Origin of the sequence: Candidatus Syntrophocurvum alkaliphilum, assembly GCF_009734445.1 — a bacterium.
Taxonomy (GTDB): domain Bacteria; phylum Bacillota; class Syntrophomonadia; order Syntrophomonadales; family Syntrophomonadaceae; genus Syntrophocurvum; species Syntrophocurvum alkaliphilum.
This window is the reverse complement of the sequence record NZ_CP046457.1, coordinates 2115153-2131366: the sequence shown is the minus strand read 5'-3', so window position 1 is coordinate 2131366 and position 16214 is coordinate 2115153. Positions and strand designations below refer to the sequence as shown.

Here is a 16214-nt window from a genome sequence, read left to right as displayed (position 1 = left end):
TTAATTAAGAATTCAAAATTAAAAATTAAAAATTTATATGATTTTATTCCGTAAAACGCCTATTTTTTCTATTTCCAACTCTACAACATCACCTGATTTTAAATATTTTGGTGGTTTAAAGCCCATTCCTACTCCTGCTGGTGTTCCGGTTGCAATAATATCTCCAGCTTTTAAAGTAAGTCCTTTTGATAAATCACTAATTATGTAAGGTAAATCAAATATTAAATTTTTAGTGTTTGAGCTTTGACGCAACTCACCATTTACTTTACTACTAACATTTAAATGAACTGGAAAAGGTATTTCACTTTTATGAACTATATAAGGACCTAGTACAGAAAACGTATCTAAACTCTTACCTTTAATCCATTGTTTATGTTGTCTTTGTAGATCCCTTGCTGATACATCATTAAATATTGAATATCCAAATATATAGTCCTCAGCTTCTTCAGCAGGTATGTTAGTTCCATCTTTCCCAATTATCACAGCTAGTTCAACCTCATAGTCTATTTCCTCAGTAACTCCCTTGTGACTATTAACATTTTCATCAGGCCCGGTTAGAACTGAAGCCATTTTACTAAAATAAACTGGCTGTTTAAGCTCTTTCGTTTTATCTTCTTTAGTTACTGATTGAGACTCTTGAATATGGTCTCTATAGTTTAATCCTAAGCAAATTATATTTCTTCTTGGATTTTTAATTGGAGCACATAACTTTATCTTAGAAATTTCAGTTGAGTTACTATTAATAAACTCTTGATCTTTTAGGCTACTCCCAATAATATTTAATTCCTCATCACTGCAATTAATGATAAAGTCTATCATTGAGTCAAAAGAAGCTAATTCATTGAAGTTCCCTAATTCTATTATCCTTTGTCCATCTTCTGTAATTACTCCTACTTTTTCTATATCATTACTGTATGTTGCAAAATACATGGTACTCCTCCCCTCAGAACTTTTATTTACCTTGTTTTTGCCCTACCTTTTTTATTATATTTCTTGTGATGGTTGGTTTTCTTATCACTATAATTTCTCTTTTTGCTGCGGTTTTTATTTTCTTCCCTAACTTTTATTGGTGGAGCACTAGATAATTCAACTGCTGGAGCATCTACTGGTTCTTTAGTTAACATTTTAAGTGCTGTTGATAGAAGGGTAACAGAATCATGTTCTTCTAGTAAGCTCTTTGCTAAAGCTTCATACTCTTGATTGTCTCCCTTTTCTACAGCCACTAATAAACTTTCCACAACCATACGCTGTAATCCTTCAAAAGCTTCGCTTACTGTTGGAACAGGTTTACGAGTAATTTTTTGCTTAGTTAATTCTTCTATAACCCTTAAATGCCCAATTTCTCGTGGTGTAACAAAGGTGGTGGAAACGCCTGTTTCTCCAGCCCTTCCGGTTCTTCCTATTCGATGAACATAGCTTTCGGGGTCTTGTGGAATATCAAAATTATAAACATGGGTAACACCTGATATATCTAAACCTCTACCAGCAACATCTGTTGCCACTAATATTTCAACACTACCTGATTTAAATTTGCGCATTACGTGATCTCTTTGTCCCTGAGTTAAATCGCCATGTATGCCTTCTGCAGAATAACCTCTTTTAGTTAGAGCTTCAGATATTTCATCTACTCGCTTTTTTGTTCTACTAAAAATCATTGTCATTTCAGAATTATATATATCTAAAAATCTGCATAAAACATCTAATTTTTTTGATTCTGGTATTTCAATATATTGTTGTGTTATATTTCGCACTGTCACTTCACTTGGATTTATGTTAATAGTTTCTGGATTGTGCATAAACTTACGTGCAAGGTTTTTTATATGTGGAGGAATTGTTGCGGAAAAAAGTAATGTCTGTCTTTGCTCAGGTACTTGCTCAAGTATTTCCTCAATGTCTTCTCTAAAGCCCATATTAAGCATTTCATCAGCCTCATCAAGTACAACCATTTTTAGCTGCTGTAAACGTATGGTTCTTCTTCTCATATGATCCATTAGCCGGCCAGGTGTTCCTATAACTACTTGAACACCTTTTTTAAGTGCTCTAATCTGTCTTTCTATATCTTGTCCACCATAAATCGGTAAAGACTTGATTCCTTTATTATGTCCAATTTTATTAAGTTCCTCAGCAACCTGTATAGCTAATTCACGTGTTGGTGTTATTACTATTGCTTGTATATGGTTAACTGTGGGATCACATTTATCTACAATAGGTATGCCAAACGCTGCTGTTTTACCTGTTCCTGTCTGCGCTCTTCCGATTAAATCTTTACCCTCTAGTGCTAGTGGTATTGTTTTAGTTTGAATAGGAGTTGGTTCTTCAAATCCCATGTCTGTTGTAGCTTCTATTATTTCAGAAGCCAAGTTTAAGTCTCTAAATGTTGTCAATTAATATTTCTCCTTTTACCTTTTTATCTTTTCTTTTTATTTTCCACTTTATGAAAGCAACATATTCAAGAATAACACGAATTAAATACAATTAATAGTAAAACTGTTATTTATGATAATTTCTAATCATATCAATTATTCGCTCAGCCCTTTGTTGATGCTCATCTAAAAAATCTAAGAACATATCGGTTACATAAAAAAAGTCTTGTGTATAATCTGGCAATTTTAGAAGTACCGAGGGTTTTTCTTTAAAATTTTCTTCATTGGAAAAAACTTTAGTTAATGCAGCAATGCTACATCCACAGTTTCTTAGTAACCTAATAACTTTTATTTTTTCTATATCCCACTCTGTAAACAGCAGTAACCCTTGATTATCTTTTTCTATAACAAATAAGCCATTTCTTTCCCATGTCCTTAAAGAATCAATTGTAACACCTATTTCTTTTGCTGCTAATTTTCTTCCTTTAACTACTACTTTAGTTTTATCGCCTGTTTTTCTTTCAAACCAATTATCTAAAATTATTATAGCTTGATTAGCTCTATTTTTTTCTAAAACTACCCCTTGTAAATATTCATTTGCTAAATAGAGAGATAGGTCTTTGTTATCTTTAGCAAATTCTATTACTATTTGCTTAACTAGTTCACCTTTTATAGGGTAGGGTCCTGGTAAGGCAACCCGGGCTAATTTCATTTGATATAAGTGCTTTTCATTAAAAACCCTATAGTTATTATTCTTTCTTTTTGCAGGAGCAATAAAACCCCATTTTTCATATAATCGCACTGTATTAGGGTGTACATTAGCTAAGTCTGCTATTTCTTTGGTTGTATAGCTTTTTTGGTTGCCTACCATTATTATACTCCTCTGTTTATATTTCTATTTAGCTAAGTTCATTTGGTTTATAAGCTTTACTAAAGTTTGAGATATTTCATAAATTATACCACTATCTACTTGATCAATTGTATCTATTGATGTATGGGCAATTTGAGAACATATTTCTTCCATGTTTTCAGAACAAAGTGCCACAGCTGGCCTATCATTTATTACAAAAAGCATATGGTCACTTTGATACCATGGAGCTGTTTTTATAAAGTGATCTTTATTATTAAAAACTTTGCTAATTAAATTATTAGTTAAATCATTACAGTTAAATGTGCAAAATGTAGTTCTATTCCCTTTACTGCCAATTCCATCTGCATTTATTGCTAATGCTATTTCCTCGTATTTATTTTTATTTAATTCTAAATACAACATCTGTCCTGAATTTGCATAATAATCCTCACCATTAAGAGCAACAATTTCTATGCCATATTTTCCGTTATAATCCTTTAATAAATCAGCTATTGTTAATAATAAGGTAATACCAGTTGCATTGTCTAAAGCACCAGGAGTCTCCTTTTTAGTGTCAATATGAGCACATAAAACAATCTTTTCTGAAGTTTTTCCTTTTTTTACTCCCACTACATTACAGCCCTGTGACACGATTCTGTTTGAATTAAACTGTAATTTTACTTTTTTTCCTAGCTGACTAAGAATCTTTTCGCCTTCTTTTGCAGTTAGGTAAACAGATGGGATATCGAAATCACCATCTTCTATTAATGGGAATGGGTATAACGCCCCTGCCAACTCTGCATTTTTACTTGTAATTGCTACTATTGCTAAAGGGTCTTTTTGTTCAAGTAAGGAAATAATTTGTTTGTGATGTTCTGGATTATAAAATGTAAAGTTTTTAGGCATTAATTGCTCTTTACACAAATCTCCATATAATACCGCTATTTTTCCTTTAAAATCTTTACTTTTTAGTTCTTCAAAACTAGATGCTACTTCAAAATAGCTCTCAATGTTGCAGGAAACAGAGTAAGGCCCAATCTTAGCATTAACTTTCTCTTCCCCTACTATAAAATTTAAGTTTCCATATTCCCAGTCTATACATTTAAATTCTGGTAGTGTAACATCAAAATTTGATTCCATTAACCTTTCAGCTACATATTTAGTTGCCCTTCGGTTGTTTTGACTACCAACAGGTCTTTCCCCTACACCTATACATAGTTTTTCTAAATCAGATTTAATTTGCTTTGTTTTTATCATTTTTTCACACTCCTTTTAATAAAAAAACACCTGTGTATTTAGCTACATTTAAAATATAACTAAATACACAGGTGTGGTGTTTTACTGTAGGGTTTAGTTAAAAAACTAAATTTTATACTAGACATTTTTAGAATTCACAATAATTCACAGTCCTTGGGAAAGGTATTACATCTCTTATGTTACTTACACCGGTTACATACATTATAAATCGTTCAAAACCAAGACCGAAGCCAGCATGTTTTACTCCACCATATTTTCGTAAGTCCAAATACCACCATAGTTCTTCTTTATCAATGTCCATTTCTTCCATTCTTTTTTCTAGTAGCTCTACTCTATCTTCTCTTTGGCTTCCACCTATTAATTCGCCTACTCCTGGTACTAATAAATCCATTGCAGCTACTGTCTTGCCATCATCATTAAGTCGCATATAGAATGCCTTTATGTCTTTGGGATAATCGGTAACAAAAACTGGTTTTTTGTAGATCTTTTCAGTTAAGTAACGTTCATGCTCAGTTTGTAAATCACTTCCCCAATCTACTGGATATTCAAATTTCTCACCTGATTGTTTTAATTTTTCAATTGCTTCTGTATAAGTGATTTTTACAAATTCTGACTTAACTATATTTTCTAATCGTTCCTTTAGCCCTTTATCTACAAATTGGTTAAAGAAATCCATTTCTTCTTTAGCATTCTCTAGTAGGTAGTTTATAAGGTACTTAACCATTTCTTCTGCTAATCTCATGTCATCCTCTAAGTCAGCAAAAGCTATTTCCGGCTCAATCATCCAAAATTCTGCTGCGTGTCTAGCTGTATTAGAATTTTCTGCTCTAAATGTAGGACCAAATGTATATACATCCCTAAATGCTAAGGCAAAGGATTCTGCTTCTAGCTGACCACTTACAGTTAGATTAGTCTTTTTCCCAAAGAAATCTTCTTTAAAATCTACTTCCTTCTCCTCGGTTACAGGCGGATTTTTAGGATCTAAAGTTGTTATACGAAACATTTCTCCAGCACCTTCAGCATCACTAGCTGTTATTATAGGTGAGTGAACATATACAAAACCTTTCTCATTGAAGAATTTATGGGTTGCATAAGAAGCCAAGGAACGTACCCTAAAAACTGCCGAAAAAAGATTCGTTCTAGGACGTAAGTGTGCTACCTCTCGTAAAAATTCTCGTGTATGTCTTTTTGGTTGAATAGGATAATTTTCTGGTGAATCTCCCTCTAAATTTACCTCTTTCGCTTTTATCTCAAATGGTTGTTTAGCTTCTGGTGTTTCAACCACTATACCCCTTACTGTTACTGCCGCCCCCACCCGAAACCTTGCAACTTCATCATAGTTAGACAATAAATCTCTTTCATATACTATTTGTATAGTATTAAAGTGAGTTCCGTCATTTAAATTTATAAAACCAAAAGACTTTTGATCTCTATTGTTTCTTATCCAACCACTTATTTCTACTTCTTTATCTGCATATCTTTTAATATCACGTACAAGCTGTCTAATTACTGTCTTTTCCACTTTTAGACCCCCCTAATAATTTGTCTTCAGTTAATCCTGACTAATCTAATACTAACTTATTTTTCCTTTATAAATCTACTTTATACTATGAATTATCCCCTAAGGACGTTTGCTAATAAACTATAGTTTAATAAAAAACTACCACCTATTTTTTTGGTGGCAGTTTTTAAGAACATTATTTATTTGCTTACTTTTTTATTGTTTTAATACAATAGAACCTAATCTTCTTCAAATTCAAAAACTTCTTCTATAGAGCTATCTAAAGCCTTTGCTATTTTATACGCTAATATTAAAGATAAATTATATCTTCCTTTTTCAATATGTCCTATTGTCTCTCGACGTACATCAACCATATTAGCTAAATCCTCTTGTGTTAAGTCATGTCTTGCCCTTAGTTCTTTTATTCTAGTCTTTATTTTACCCATTATTGTTCGCCTCTTTTTTCAATTATATTAAAACTAAATGTAAAAGTTAAAACTTGAAGAACAAATGTTATTGCTACACCTATAGCTGCAACTTCCAAGCTTCCTATTGTCACAACGAGAACCATTAGGATTGAAAGACATATTAAAGAAACTATAAACGCATACAAACCAGCTATAGCTAGATTTTTCTCAAACAGTTCATCACTCTTAATATGTGATAACCCTAATAACCCAAAAAACCCGAAGAAACCAAATAAACCGTAGTTATCGAAAACTAATCCTAAAAGTCCTAACAAACCTAAAAACCCTAAGTACCTCAAATATTTAACATTCATGTTATTGCCCCCTATCTTTTTGTTGCGCACGCCTATCATTGTGTTATAAATATATCACATAGTTGTTTGTAAAGTCAAATACTAATTAAGAATAATATTTCTAATACAAAAAACCCCTTTGAATCAAAGGGGTTCTTTATCTAAATTTATTGTATTCATATCAGTTAGACTTATAAGTTATAACAATAATTTCAAATTATTCAAATTCATATGTCTTATTGCCAATGTGAACTTTGCCGGGGTATGATACACCTTTAATATCAGCTTCTACTAAATCAATACCTGGTGATACAGAACCTAAATACTCTAATGAATAATTTATTGCATACCAGAAAAATTTAAATGTGTCAGGCCCATGAGGTGGATTAGCTTCAGATAATACAAATACATATAGTTCTTCATCAGTATGTTCTGTTATTTTGTACTTATCAAAGACTAGTTCACATATTAACATTAAAATGTTACAACTATTTGCAATACTCTTTTCCCACTTTGTCAACTATTGTGGTTTTTGGAAAATTATTTTTAATATATACTCTATAAATTATAAAATTCCTGCTAAATTATAGGAAAAAATTCCTTTTTATAATGGTTCCGAAGTCATATATGTCAGTGAAGGATAAGAAACACCCGATAGATTATGCTTATCTATCGGGTGTTTCTACTTAAGTATATGCAGTTCAGCCTATTACATAGTACTAAGGTCCTGATCTATCTTTGTATCTTCTGTATTCTTATATAACTAAAGGAATACTTTTTTATTCTAATGCTGTTTATAAACTATACCGCCACCTTTATCACCATATAGTAACAAGCAATATAATAACAACCCAGTAACACCTGCTATACTAGAAATTAAATACATATTCGCATAACCTACAAAAGTGGATAAAATTCCTAAACATATAGCACCTAAACCAATTCCCAAGTCAAATGATGAAAAATAGGTTGCTGTTGCTGCACCTCTTCGATCTACTGGAGCTAAAGTAATTGTTAGTGCTTGAAGACTTGGTTGTGTAGCTCCTACTCCTAAACCAATTAATGCAGCACTAAGTATAAGTATGTTAAAGTTTTGAGCCAAACCAAGAACAACTACACCCAAGGTAGTAATTGCTAAACCAGGTATGACTACTACATCTGTTCCTTTTCTATCTACTATTCTGCCACCTACAGGTCGAGCAATCAGCACAAATGCTGCAAATATAGTAAAAAATAGTCCTACATTTTCAATTCCTAGAATTGCAGCATAAAGAGCAACAAATGATACAATTCCCCCATAAATAAATGTTAAAAAGAATAGTACTCCACTTGTCCTAAAGGAACTTTTTTCAAATATTGCAGATCGAGAATTTTGCAACTTTTTAGGAATAGGTTTAAATTTTAAACCTTGTACCATAATTAGTGCCATAATTGCTAAAAGAGTAGAGGCAATAAATAAATAAGAAAAATTATGCTGTTGAATAATTAAAAGTCCAAGAGCCGGTGCAAAAGCCATCGCTAATGTATTTGCCATTCCAAAATATCCTAATCCTTCTCCCCTTCTAGCAGGTGGAATAAGATCAGCCGCTACTGTCCCTGAAGCCGTTGTAGCTGCTCCCCAGCCAAGACCGTGAACTATCCTTAAAATAAGTAATAACACTATACTTACAGCAAAATTATAAAGAAACGCTGATACAATAAAAATACCAATACCTATAAACAATACGCCTTTTCTACCTTTTAGGTCTATAATAGAGCCTGAATAGACCCTGGATACTAGTGCTGAAATAGTAAAAATTCCGATAATAAGGCCAGCTACTATTTCTCCTCCACCAAGTGATTGCGCGTAAATTGGAAGTGTTGGTAGTAGCATCTGAAAGCTTACGAATAAAAAAAAGTTAGATAAAGTTATTAATACAAAATCTTTAGTCCATAATTTACTACTCATAATTACCTTTGCATAAAGTTTAGTAACCTTATCCTTTCTATGTTAAATCTATACTCTATACTATATTAAAAAAAGTGGTCTTTCCACAGTTGATATACTACGTATAAAAAATAATTTTTTCAATAAATTACCATATGCTTTTTTTATATATTATTTTTTAGATTTAAACTCGTTTAAATAGAAGTTTCTCTTTCAAGCTTATTAGAGGGAACTTTATAGCTTGCTTTGTAGGGGTTTTGTGATATTATAAGAAAAGGTAGAAAAATGTCAAATTTTTAAAATTATTTATAAGGAGGTGAATTGTAATGAAAAAACTTTCATATTTACTTATAGTAGCATTCATTTTTAGCATAGGAATTATAGGTTGTAATGATACTAATGATAATCCACAAGATGTGCCGGCTGATAAAAATGGACAGGAATGGAAAGCAACTATTGAAGAAAATATAGTAATCGAAGGCATGGAGGAAACCATAACCCTAGAGCTATTTGAAGGAAATAATAATTTTGTTACTTATATTCCAGAATCAATGGCAGTTGAAACTGAGTTTGCTAGTGATGGTGATTTTTATTGGTTTTACTGGATGCATGAAGAAAATATAAATGAAGATGTTTATCTACAGTTATACTTTTATCCTGAAGCAGTAACTGAAACACCTAGTTTAAGTAAAACTGAAAATCTAAAACTGGTTGATGATACCGAAAAAATCTATAATTGGTCTATAGGTGAATATACCAGTAGTTTTGAGGCTGATAACTCTTTTTATGCAATGATAGGAAAGCATGAAGAACAATACTTTAGTATAGTTCTTCATTATCCATGGGAATACGGAGATGGTCTAAACCCTAGGTTTAATAAAATAATTGAGCATTTTTATTGGACAGATACAGATAAATATTTAAATAGTAATAGCATTTAATTATTCCACATAAATGAATCAGACAAATCTTTGGCAAGCTTGTTTTAAACTAATGCGCAAAGCAAAGCATGCCTTTTTTTTGCAAAAAACTAAATTTAGACCTTATGAATCAGCTAAGCAAACATAAAATTAAATATAATTTAGGTTATTTTAAAAGGCGCTACTACTTATGATAAGGCTCACCTCTGTTTATTTTACAGCCTCTATAAATCTGCTCACTTAAAACTAACACTGCCATCTGGTGGGGCAAAGTCATTTTAGAAAAGGATAGCTTGTAATCGGCTTTTTTTCTAACCATATCAGCCACCCCGTTAGCTCCACCAATAACAAAATTTACTTGCTTTTTTCCTGATAGATTCCAGCTTTCTATTTGCGCTGCAAATTCTTGAGAACTTAATTGCTTGCCATTTATATCTAAAACTACTAATAATTCATTACTCCCTATGATATTAGAAATTTTAGAAGCTTCCTTCTCTAATGCTTTTTGTATTTCTTTTTCCTTTGCATTAGGGCTTATTTTTTCCTCTAGTCCATCTATTACTTCAATATTTATGTAGGGTCTTAATCTTTTAATATATTCTTGTACTCCTTGAGAATAAAACTTTTCTCTTACTTTTCCTATTGAAATAATTTTGTAGCGCATATAAACCTCCTTATTAAGTCTAAAAAAAACGCTTCTAAATTATAACATCATTTAAAGAAGCGTTTTGTCTTTATATATTTATACTAATGATTTATGCTTCTTGTTCAAGCATAACAGTAACTGTTTTCTTTTGTGGCTCTGGTCCTGGTATTAAAGGCATTCGTATTATTTCAACCTGTATTTCAGAGCCTATTTCTTGCTTAAAAACTTTTTCTTCAAGTTCTAACGTAGTTTCAATATCTTTTCCGTTTATCTTGGTAATAATATCGTTTTTTCTTATTCCTGCTTGATCTGCAGCGCCTCCACGAACAGGTTCTACAACTACTCCACAGTGATTAGGTATCTTAAAGTAATCAGTTTCATCTTCACTAAATTCACCTAATATTCTAATTCCCATTAGCGGGCGAATAACTCTACCGTGTTCTAGGATATCATTAATAACCATTTTAACTTGATTAGAGGGAATAGCAAACCCCATGCCCTCAAATCCTTCTGCAGCTATCTTTATGGTATTTATCCCCACAACATCTCCATCTAAATTAATAAGAGCCCCACCTGAATTTCCAGGATTAATTGCTGCATCTGTTTGAACCAAACTAAATGTCATTCCTTCCTCTGTTGTTAACAACCTATTTAAACCACTTACTACTCCTGCTGTAACTGATCTAGCAAATCTTAAACCGAGGGGGTTGCCAATAGCTACTACTTCCTCTCCTACTTCAATTGCTTCTGAATCCCCAAAGTTTGCAGGGGTAACTTTGTTTTTCACTTCAATTTTTATAACCGCAAGATCTGTTCGCGGATCAGTTCCAATGATCTTAGCCTCTTTTTCATTTCCATCTATTAAAGTAACAATAATTTTGTCTGCATTTCTCACCACATGGTAATTAGTTGCAATATGACCTTCATTATCTAAAATTACTCCTGACCCTGTTGATTCTGTATCTCTTTGATCAAACATATCACGTCCAGTACTTAAATTTGTTATCCCAACAACTGAGGGGCTAACTCTATTTGCAACATCTCTGATTGTACCATCTTGTAGTGGTATGCTATCTTCTTCAACAACTGGCTCTGTTGCAATTAGGAAATTAAATGCTGAAATTATTCCTAACCCCAAGAAAAAGAATATTAAAAAAAACATTGCTCCTTTAACTAATTCTTTACTCAACTATATTCCTCCTCATAGTTTGTATAGATAGTTTTTACGAGCAATGCTATATTATTCTGTTAAATATGCATATAAATTTTTTCACATAGTAAAAAAGGGAGATTATCTCCCTTTTTTATCCTTATTTAATTCTAGCACCCAAACTAACCAGTTTTCCGGCTATGTTTTCATAGCCTCGATAAATATGGGTTGAATTTTCTATTTCTGTTTTACCCTCTGCCACTAAACCAGCTAATATTAAAGCAGCTCCAGCACGTAAATCAGTTGCTTTTACCTTAGCACCATTAAGTCTACGAGGACCTTCTACAACTGCAGTATGTCCTTCTAATTTTATATTCGCTCCCATACGCTTTAGCTCATCTACTATCTGAAAGCGATTTTCAAAGATATTTTCAACTATTACACTAGTCCCTTCTGCAAAGCATAATAGTGCCATCATTTGCGATTGCATATCTGTTGGAAATCCTGGATAGGGTAAAGTTTTAATATCTACTGGTTTTATTTTATTACCTGCTTTAACTAGTATTCCACTATCATTTTCTTCGACATAAGCACCTGCTTCTTGAAGCTTAGCCATTACAGGATGCAGGTGGGTTGAAATTACATTTTCTACTAAAATTTCGCCACCTGTTATAGCTGCAGCTATCATATAAGTCCCAGCTTCTATTCTATCCGGAATAATTTGATGTCTAACTGCCTGTAATACTTCAGCACCTTCAATTCTAATAATATCTGTTCCTGCACCTCTAATTTTTGCGCCCATTGCATTTAAAAAGTTAGCCAAATCTACAATTTCTGGTTCTTTTGCTGAATTTTCAATAATAGTTAATCCCGGAGTTTTTGCTGCCATCATCATTATATTTTCGGTTGCTCCAACACTAGGAAAATCCAAATATATACTAGCTCCAATAGGTTGTTTTCTTTTTGCATATATATAACCATGCTCTATTTCGACTTTTGCTCCTAAAGCTTGGACTCCTTTTAAGTGTAAATCCATTGGTCTAGAACCTATATCACAACCACCTGGCATTGATATAGTAGCTTCTCCTTGTCTACCTAGGAACGCACCTAAAAATAAGTTAGACGCTCTTAACATTTTAGACAACTCATAGGGTGTATTAGATACTACATGTCCACTTGGTGGACAAATAGATAAACTACCATCATCCTGCCACTTTGCTTTAATACCTATTTCATTTAAAATCTTTATAACAACTTCTACATCTCGAATTTTGGGCACATTATCCAAAACAGTTTGTCCTTCTGCCATAATACTAGCTATTATTAAAACTAATGCTGCATTTTTTGCTCCACTTGTTCTTACACTGCCGTATAAGGGTTGACTCCCCTCAATAATCAGGTTGTCTTTCAAGAAGTACACCTCTTCCTAATGATTTTTAATATATTGCGTATACTGCTGTTCAAAAGTATTTATATCTATTTCAAGCGACTTTTCCAGTGCTTGTGTCATGTTTTTACCTTCACCTAAAAACTCTAATATTTCAAAAACCTTTTCTTTTCCATGTTTGTCGACAATATATTCTATTATCTTTAATGACTGCCAATATGCTATTTGTTGATCTAAATTATCAAAGTCCCTTTCTAAAACAGATAGTTCGTATAATTTTATCTTATTTCCATGCCTAAAGGGATTTTGAAATTCAAACCCTGTTATCTGTTTCTCAACATATTGAGCTACTGCCTCAGTCCACCATCTAGTATAGTTCCCTCTTGTCATATCATCTACTAATAAGTGCGCAAATTCATGTACAATTGGTCCTTTATAATAAAACTCTTCTTTAAGATCCCCGCGACCTATCCATTCTCTTGGTGATAATAATCTTATGGTTCCACCCCAGTATACTCCCATTGCCTTCTCATCTTTATCCCAACCAAAACTTGCTGCCAGACTTTCAGTATTGGGATATATAATTATAACTGTTTGATCATCTATTGGTTTTTTACCAAAAAATTCACTTACTTCTTGGTGTGCTCTTTCCGCACCCTGAGCTACAACACCAATATATTCTTCGTCCGATGGTAAGTATTTAATTTTAAAATTATCGGAGACCGTTTCGTCAAATTCAATTGTCTTTAAGTTAGTTTCTTGTGCTGCTAAATACCGAAACACTTCATAGCTTGCTTGACGAGGTAGGGTGCTGTTTCGTGCTAAAGCTATAAATAGTAGAGCGATTATAGCAATGATCATGCATATAATTACTATAATATTAGATGATGTTTTCCCCAACAAACTGATTCACCCCTCTCCCCACCCATTATACTATGGAGAGAGGTTTAAATGGGCAAACAAATATTGGTTAATAATAGGTGATTCTTGGTTCTATCCCTATGATTTTGCTCTAGATTAGTCTATAAAAAGATAAGCTTATTCCTTTAAATACTCCGTGACTGCCATTCCTGCATGAGCACCATCTCCTACAGCAGTAGCCACCTGTTTAACAGTTTTATATCTTATATCACCTGCAGCATAAATACCTTGAATAGATGTCTGCATGTTTTCATCTGTTAATATATAACCTTCTCTTGTTTCAAGCATATCCTCTATAAAAAATGAGTTGGCTACTAAACCAATACTCACAAATAAACCCTCTACATCTAATCTTTCTTGTTCTGATGTATTAGTATCTTCAATAACTAATCTACGCATAATGCTATCACCTTCAATAGACCTAACTACTTTGTTTAGCTTTAATTCAATATTCTCATGCTCAAACATTTTGTCTAATGATGTTTGATTGGCTCTAAATTGTTCCCTTCTATGAATGAGATATACCTTTGAGGCTATATCAGCTAAATACAGTGCCTCTTTAACAGCGGAATCTCCGCCTCCTACTACAGCAACCGGATAGTTCTGAAAAAATGCCCCATCACAAGTAGCGCAATAAGAAACTCCTCTACCTAGAAAATCTTTTTCTCCCTTTACTTCAAGTTCTTTTCTTTTTGCTCCTGTTGCAATTATTATAGCTTTAGCTAAATATTCTCCTGAATCTGTAATTATTTTTTTATGCTCACCTTCATCTTCTATGGCAATAACTTCATCCATACTAAATTCTACATCAAAGCGTTCAGTTTGTTTGCGAAAGTTTTCAATTAAATCAGCACCAGTTATACCAAAAGGAAAGCCTGGGTAGTTATCAATTTGATCGGTGATAACTGCATTGCCACCAATAATTGCTGATTCAAATATTAAAGTTTTTAACTTTGCTCTACCTGTATATAGCCCAGCAGTTAGCCCAGCAGGACCACTTCCAATAATAATTACATCATACATTTTTTTACCCCCTAAAAAAGATAAACCCTGACCGCAAGGTCAGGGTATGGATTTTTCTTTTAGCGTAAGTAGTTTAGTGGATTTCGTTGAACCCCATTTGTTAAAACTTCAAAATGCAAATGTGGCCCAGTACTTCTTCCAGTAGATCCTACTCTTGCAATTACTTGTCCCCGAGAAACATGTTCTCCCCTTGATACCAACAATCTAGAACAGTGTGCATACCTAGTTTCCATACCATTACCATGATCTATTCTCACTAGATATCCATATGCACCTTGATATCCTGCAAATATGACTACTCCTGAGTCAGCTGCTTTTATATCAGTGCCTGTTCTTGCTCCTATATCTAGCCCCATATGAGTCCCACCACGACTTCCGAAATAGCTTGTAATAGGTCCATATACTGGCCAATCTAACACCCCTGAGCTTCCACCACGAGAAGCGACTTGAGCAACTTGGTTTCCTCTTGCAATAACTTGGTCTACTGGCTGTCTTAGGATATTTTTTTCTTTAATCTCTCTTTCCTTCACTACACCATTTACTAGTGTTGCCACATATGAAATTTGTTTTTTTCCATCTTGCCCTACTTGCCTTACCCTTACAGTACTTCCTAAATTATTATCTGTAACCGTTTTTGTTTCATGCGATATTGTTTCAATTTTTTCTCCTTCTACCTGGACCATTGTACTTATAAGGGGTTGGTTTTTTACTAGTATAAGCTCCTGACCAATAGATAATGTTTCGCTATTTAATTTGTTAACTTGTTTAATATCATCTACATCTAAGTTATTCCGGTGTGCTATTAACCATATAGAGTCTCCTTCTTCTACTATATATTTTTCGGGAGATTCTGTTCCTGTTGTAATTAGACTATAAACTTGCTCTTCATTCTTTATTTTTTTTGTAGAAACATTTTTTTCTACTAATTCTACTTCTTCTACAAAATCTGATGATACTAGCCTTTCATCTTCTGATATTTTCGAATTTTCATCTTTTAATTTATTTAATAAACTTTTTGCTATTGCTTCGTTTTCAACATATGCAATAGCATCTCCATCTACTATTATCGCTATTGCAGGTGTTGAAAAATCTAGTGTTGCTTTTAGTTTTTCTTCTATTTCTTTACCTTTTAATAAATCCCATTCATTAGCAAATATCGATTCATATTCAATTGTATTATCAAACTCAACTATTTTGCCTAATTTTTGTTCATGTTCAGAACAAATATTGTTAATTGATATTTCAACTTCTTCATGATTTTCAACTAAAAACTGCTCTTCACCATCAATAAGTACTGCATAAGCAGAAATTTTCATTCCATTAACAGCCATTAAGTACATTGCTAAGATAAGAATAAGTACAATTACTACTGGTATACTATAACGAAAATGACCCTTAGTATCTACATTGTTCTGCATAATATCTCCCCACACCATTTATGTTTTTTGTCACATTATGTTTTTTCACCATATTTCCTATTCTACCTTAACAAGAAAAATCCTTCTTCAT

16 protein-coding genes are annotated in these 16214 nt (G+C 32.9%); 1 reads left to right on the top strand and 15 read right to left on the bottom strand.

The features are described 5' to 3' along the window. Nucleotides 1–33: 33 nt before the first annotated feature. The 9 genes from SYNTR_RS10295 to SYNTR_RS10255 all read right to left on the bottom strand — a co-directional run bounded on the left by SYNTR_RS10295 (nucleotide 34) and on the right by SYNTR_RS10255 (nucleotide 8679). On the bottom strand, nucleotides 34–930 hold the full coding sequence (locus SYNTR_RS10295; RefSeq protein WP_156204426.1) for a fumarylacetoacetate hydrolase family protein: 897 nt from the start codon (nucleotides 928–930) through the stop codon (nucleotides 34–36). 26 nt (nucleotides 931–956) lie between these two features. Further along, the gene (gene cshA, locus SYNTR_RS10290; RefSeq protein ID WP_156204425.1) at nucleotides 957–2384 is read right to left on the bottom strand and encodes a degradosome RNA helicase CshA; all 1428 of its coding nucleotides are present in this window, start codon (nucleotides 2382–2384) and stop codon (nucleotides 957–959) included. Between the two features lie 106 nt (nucleotides 2385–2490). After that, the gene (locus tag SYNTR_RS10285; RefSeq protein WP_156204424.1) at nucleotides 2491–3234 is read right to left on the bottom strand and encodes a MerR family transcriptional regulator; all 744 of its coding nucleotides are present in this window, start codon (nucleotides 3232–3234) and stop codon (nucleotides 2491–2493) included. A 24-nt stretch (nucleotides 3235–3258) separates the two neighbouring features. Continuing rightward, nucleotides 3259–4470 carry a M28 family peptidase gene (locus tag SYNTR_RS10280; protein ID WP_156204423.1) on the bottom strand — a complete coding sequence of 404 codons (1212 nt, stop codon included), beginning with the start codon at nucleotides 4468–4470 and terminating at the stop codon, nucleotides 3259–3261. A gap of 127 nt (nucleotides 4471–4597) precedes the next feature. Next, entirely contained in the window at nucleotides 4598–5992 is a 1395-nt protein-coding gene (asnS, locus tag SYNTR_RS10275) for an asparagine--tRNA ligase (RefSeq protein WP_156204422.1), read from the bottom strand. A gap of 218 nt (nucleotides 5993–6210) precedes the next feature. After that, nucleotides 6211–6417, bottom strand: a complete 207-nt coding sequence (locus SYNTR_RS10270; RefSeq protein ID WP_197079109.1) for a helix-turn-helix transcriptional regulator — start codon at nucleotides 6415–6417, stop codon at nucleotides 6211–6213. Then, the gene (locus SYNTR_RS10265; protein WP_197079108.1) at nucleotides 6417–6752 is read right to left on the bottom strand and encodes a DUF3796 domain-containing protein; all 336 of its coding nucleotides are present in this window, start codon (nucleotides 6750–6752) and stop codon (nucleotides 6417–6419) included. Before SYNTR_RS10265 ends, SYNTR_RS10270 begins: the two co-directional genes overlap by 1 nt. Nucleotides 6753–6948: 196 nt before the next feature. Next, nucleotides 6949–7251, bottom strand: coding sequence for a hypothetical protein (locus tag SYNTR_RS10260; RefSeq protein ID WP_156204420.1), 303 nt, complete (start codon nucleotides 7249–7251; stop codon nucleotides 6949–6951). A 264-nt stretch (nucleotides 7252–7515) separates the two neighbouring features. Further along, the gene (locus tag SYNTR_RS10255; RefSeq protein ID WP_156204419.1) at nucleotides 7516–8679 is read right to left on the bottom strand and encodes an MFS transporter; all 1164 of its coding nucleotides are present in this window, start codon (nucleotides 8677–8679) and stop codon (nucleotides 7516–7518) included. A 305-nt stretch (nucleotides 8680–8984) separates the two neighbouring features. Between SYNTR_RS10255 and SYNTR_RS10250 the strand changes: the two genes are divergently transcribed. Beyond that, nucleotides 8985–9599, top strand: coding sequence for a hypothetical protein (locus tag SYNTR_RS10250; RefSeq protein WP_156204418.1), 615 nt, complete (start codon nucleotides 8985–8987; stop codon nucleotides 9597–9599). A gap of 163 nt (nucleotides 9600–9762) precedes the next feature. On the opposite strand, the gene rlmH is transcribed toward SYNTR_RS10250, so the two are convergent. The 6 genes from rlmH to SYNTR_RS10220 all read right to left on the bottom strand — a co-directional run bounded on the left by rlmH (nucleotide 9763) and on the right by SYNTR_RS10220 (nucleotide 16123). Beyond that, nucleotides 9763–10242, bottom strand: coding sequence for a 23S rRNA (pseudouridine(1915)-N(3))-methyltransferase RlmH (gene rlmH / locus SYNTR_RS10245; protein ID WP_156204417.1), 480 nt, complete (start codon nucleotides 10240–10242; stop codon nucleotides 9763–9765). A 91-nt stretch (nucleotides 10243–10333) separates the two neighbouring features. Further along, entirely contained in the window at nucleotides 10334–11413 is a 1080-nt protein-coding gene (locus SYNTR_RS10240; RefSeq protein WP_156204416.1) for a S1C family serine protease, read from the bottom strand. 121 nt (nucleotides 11414–11534) lie between these two features. Continuing rightward, on the bottom strand, nucleotides 11535–12785 hold the full coding sequence (murA, locus tag SYNTR_RS10235) for a UDP-N-acetylglucosamine 1-carboxyvinyltransferase (RefSeq protein WP_156204415.1): 1251 nt from the start codon (nucleotides 12783–12785) through the stop codon (nucleotides 11535–11537). Between the two features lie 15 nt (nucleotides 12786–12800). Continuing rightward, the gene (locus SYNTR_RS10230; RefSeq protein WP_156204414.1) at nucleotides 12801–13664 is read right to left on the bottom strand and encodes a peptidase MA family metallohydrolase; all 864 of its coding nucleotides are present in this window, start codon (nucleotides 13662–13664) and stop codon (nucleotides 12801–12803) included. A 135-nt stretch (nucleotides 13665–13799) separates the two neighbouring features. Beyond that, nucleotides 13800–14705, bottom strand: a complete 906-nt coding sequence (gene trxB / locus SYNTR_RS10225; protein WP_156204413.1) for a thioredoxin-disulfide reductase — start codon at nucleotides 14703–14705, stop codon at nucleotides 13800–13802. 59 nt (nucleotides 14706–14764) lie between these two features. Further along, on the bottom strand, nucleotides 14765–16123 hold the full coding sequence (locus SYNTR_RS10220) for a peptidoglycan DD-metalloendopeptidase family protein (RefSeq protein ID WP_197079107.1): 1359 nt from the start codon (nucleotides 16121–16123) through the stop codon (nucleotides 14765–14767). Nucleotides 16124–16214: the final 91 nt, after the last annotated feature.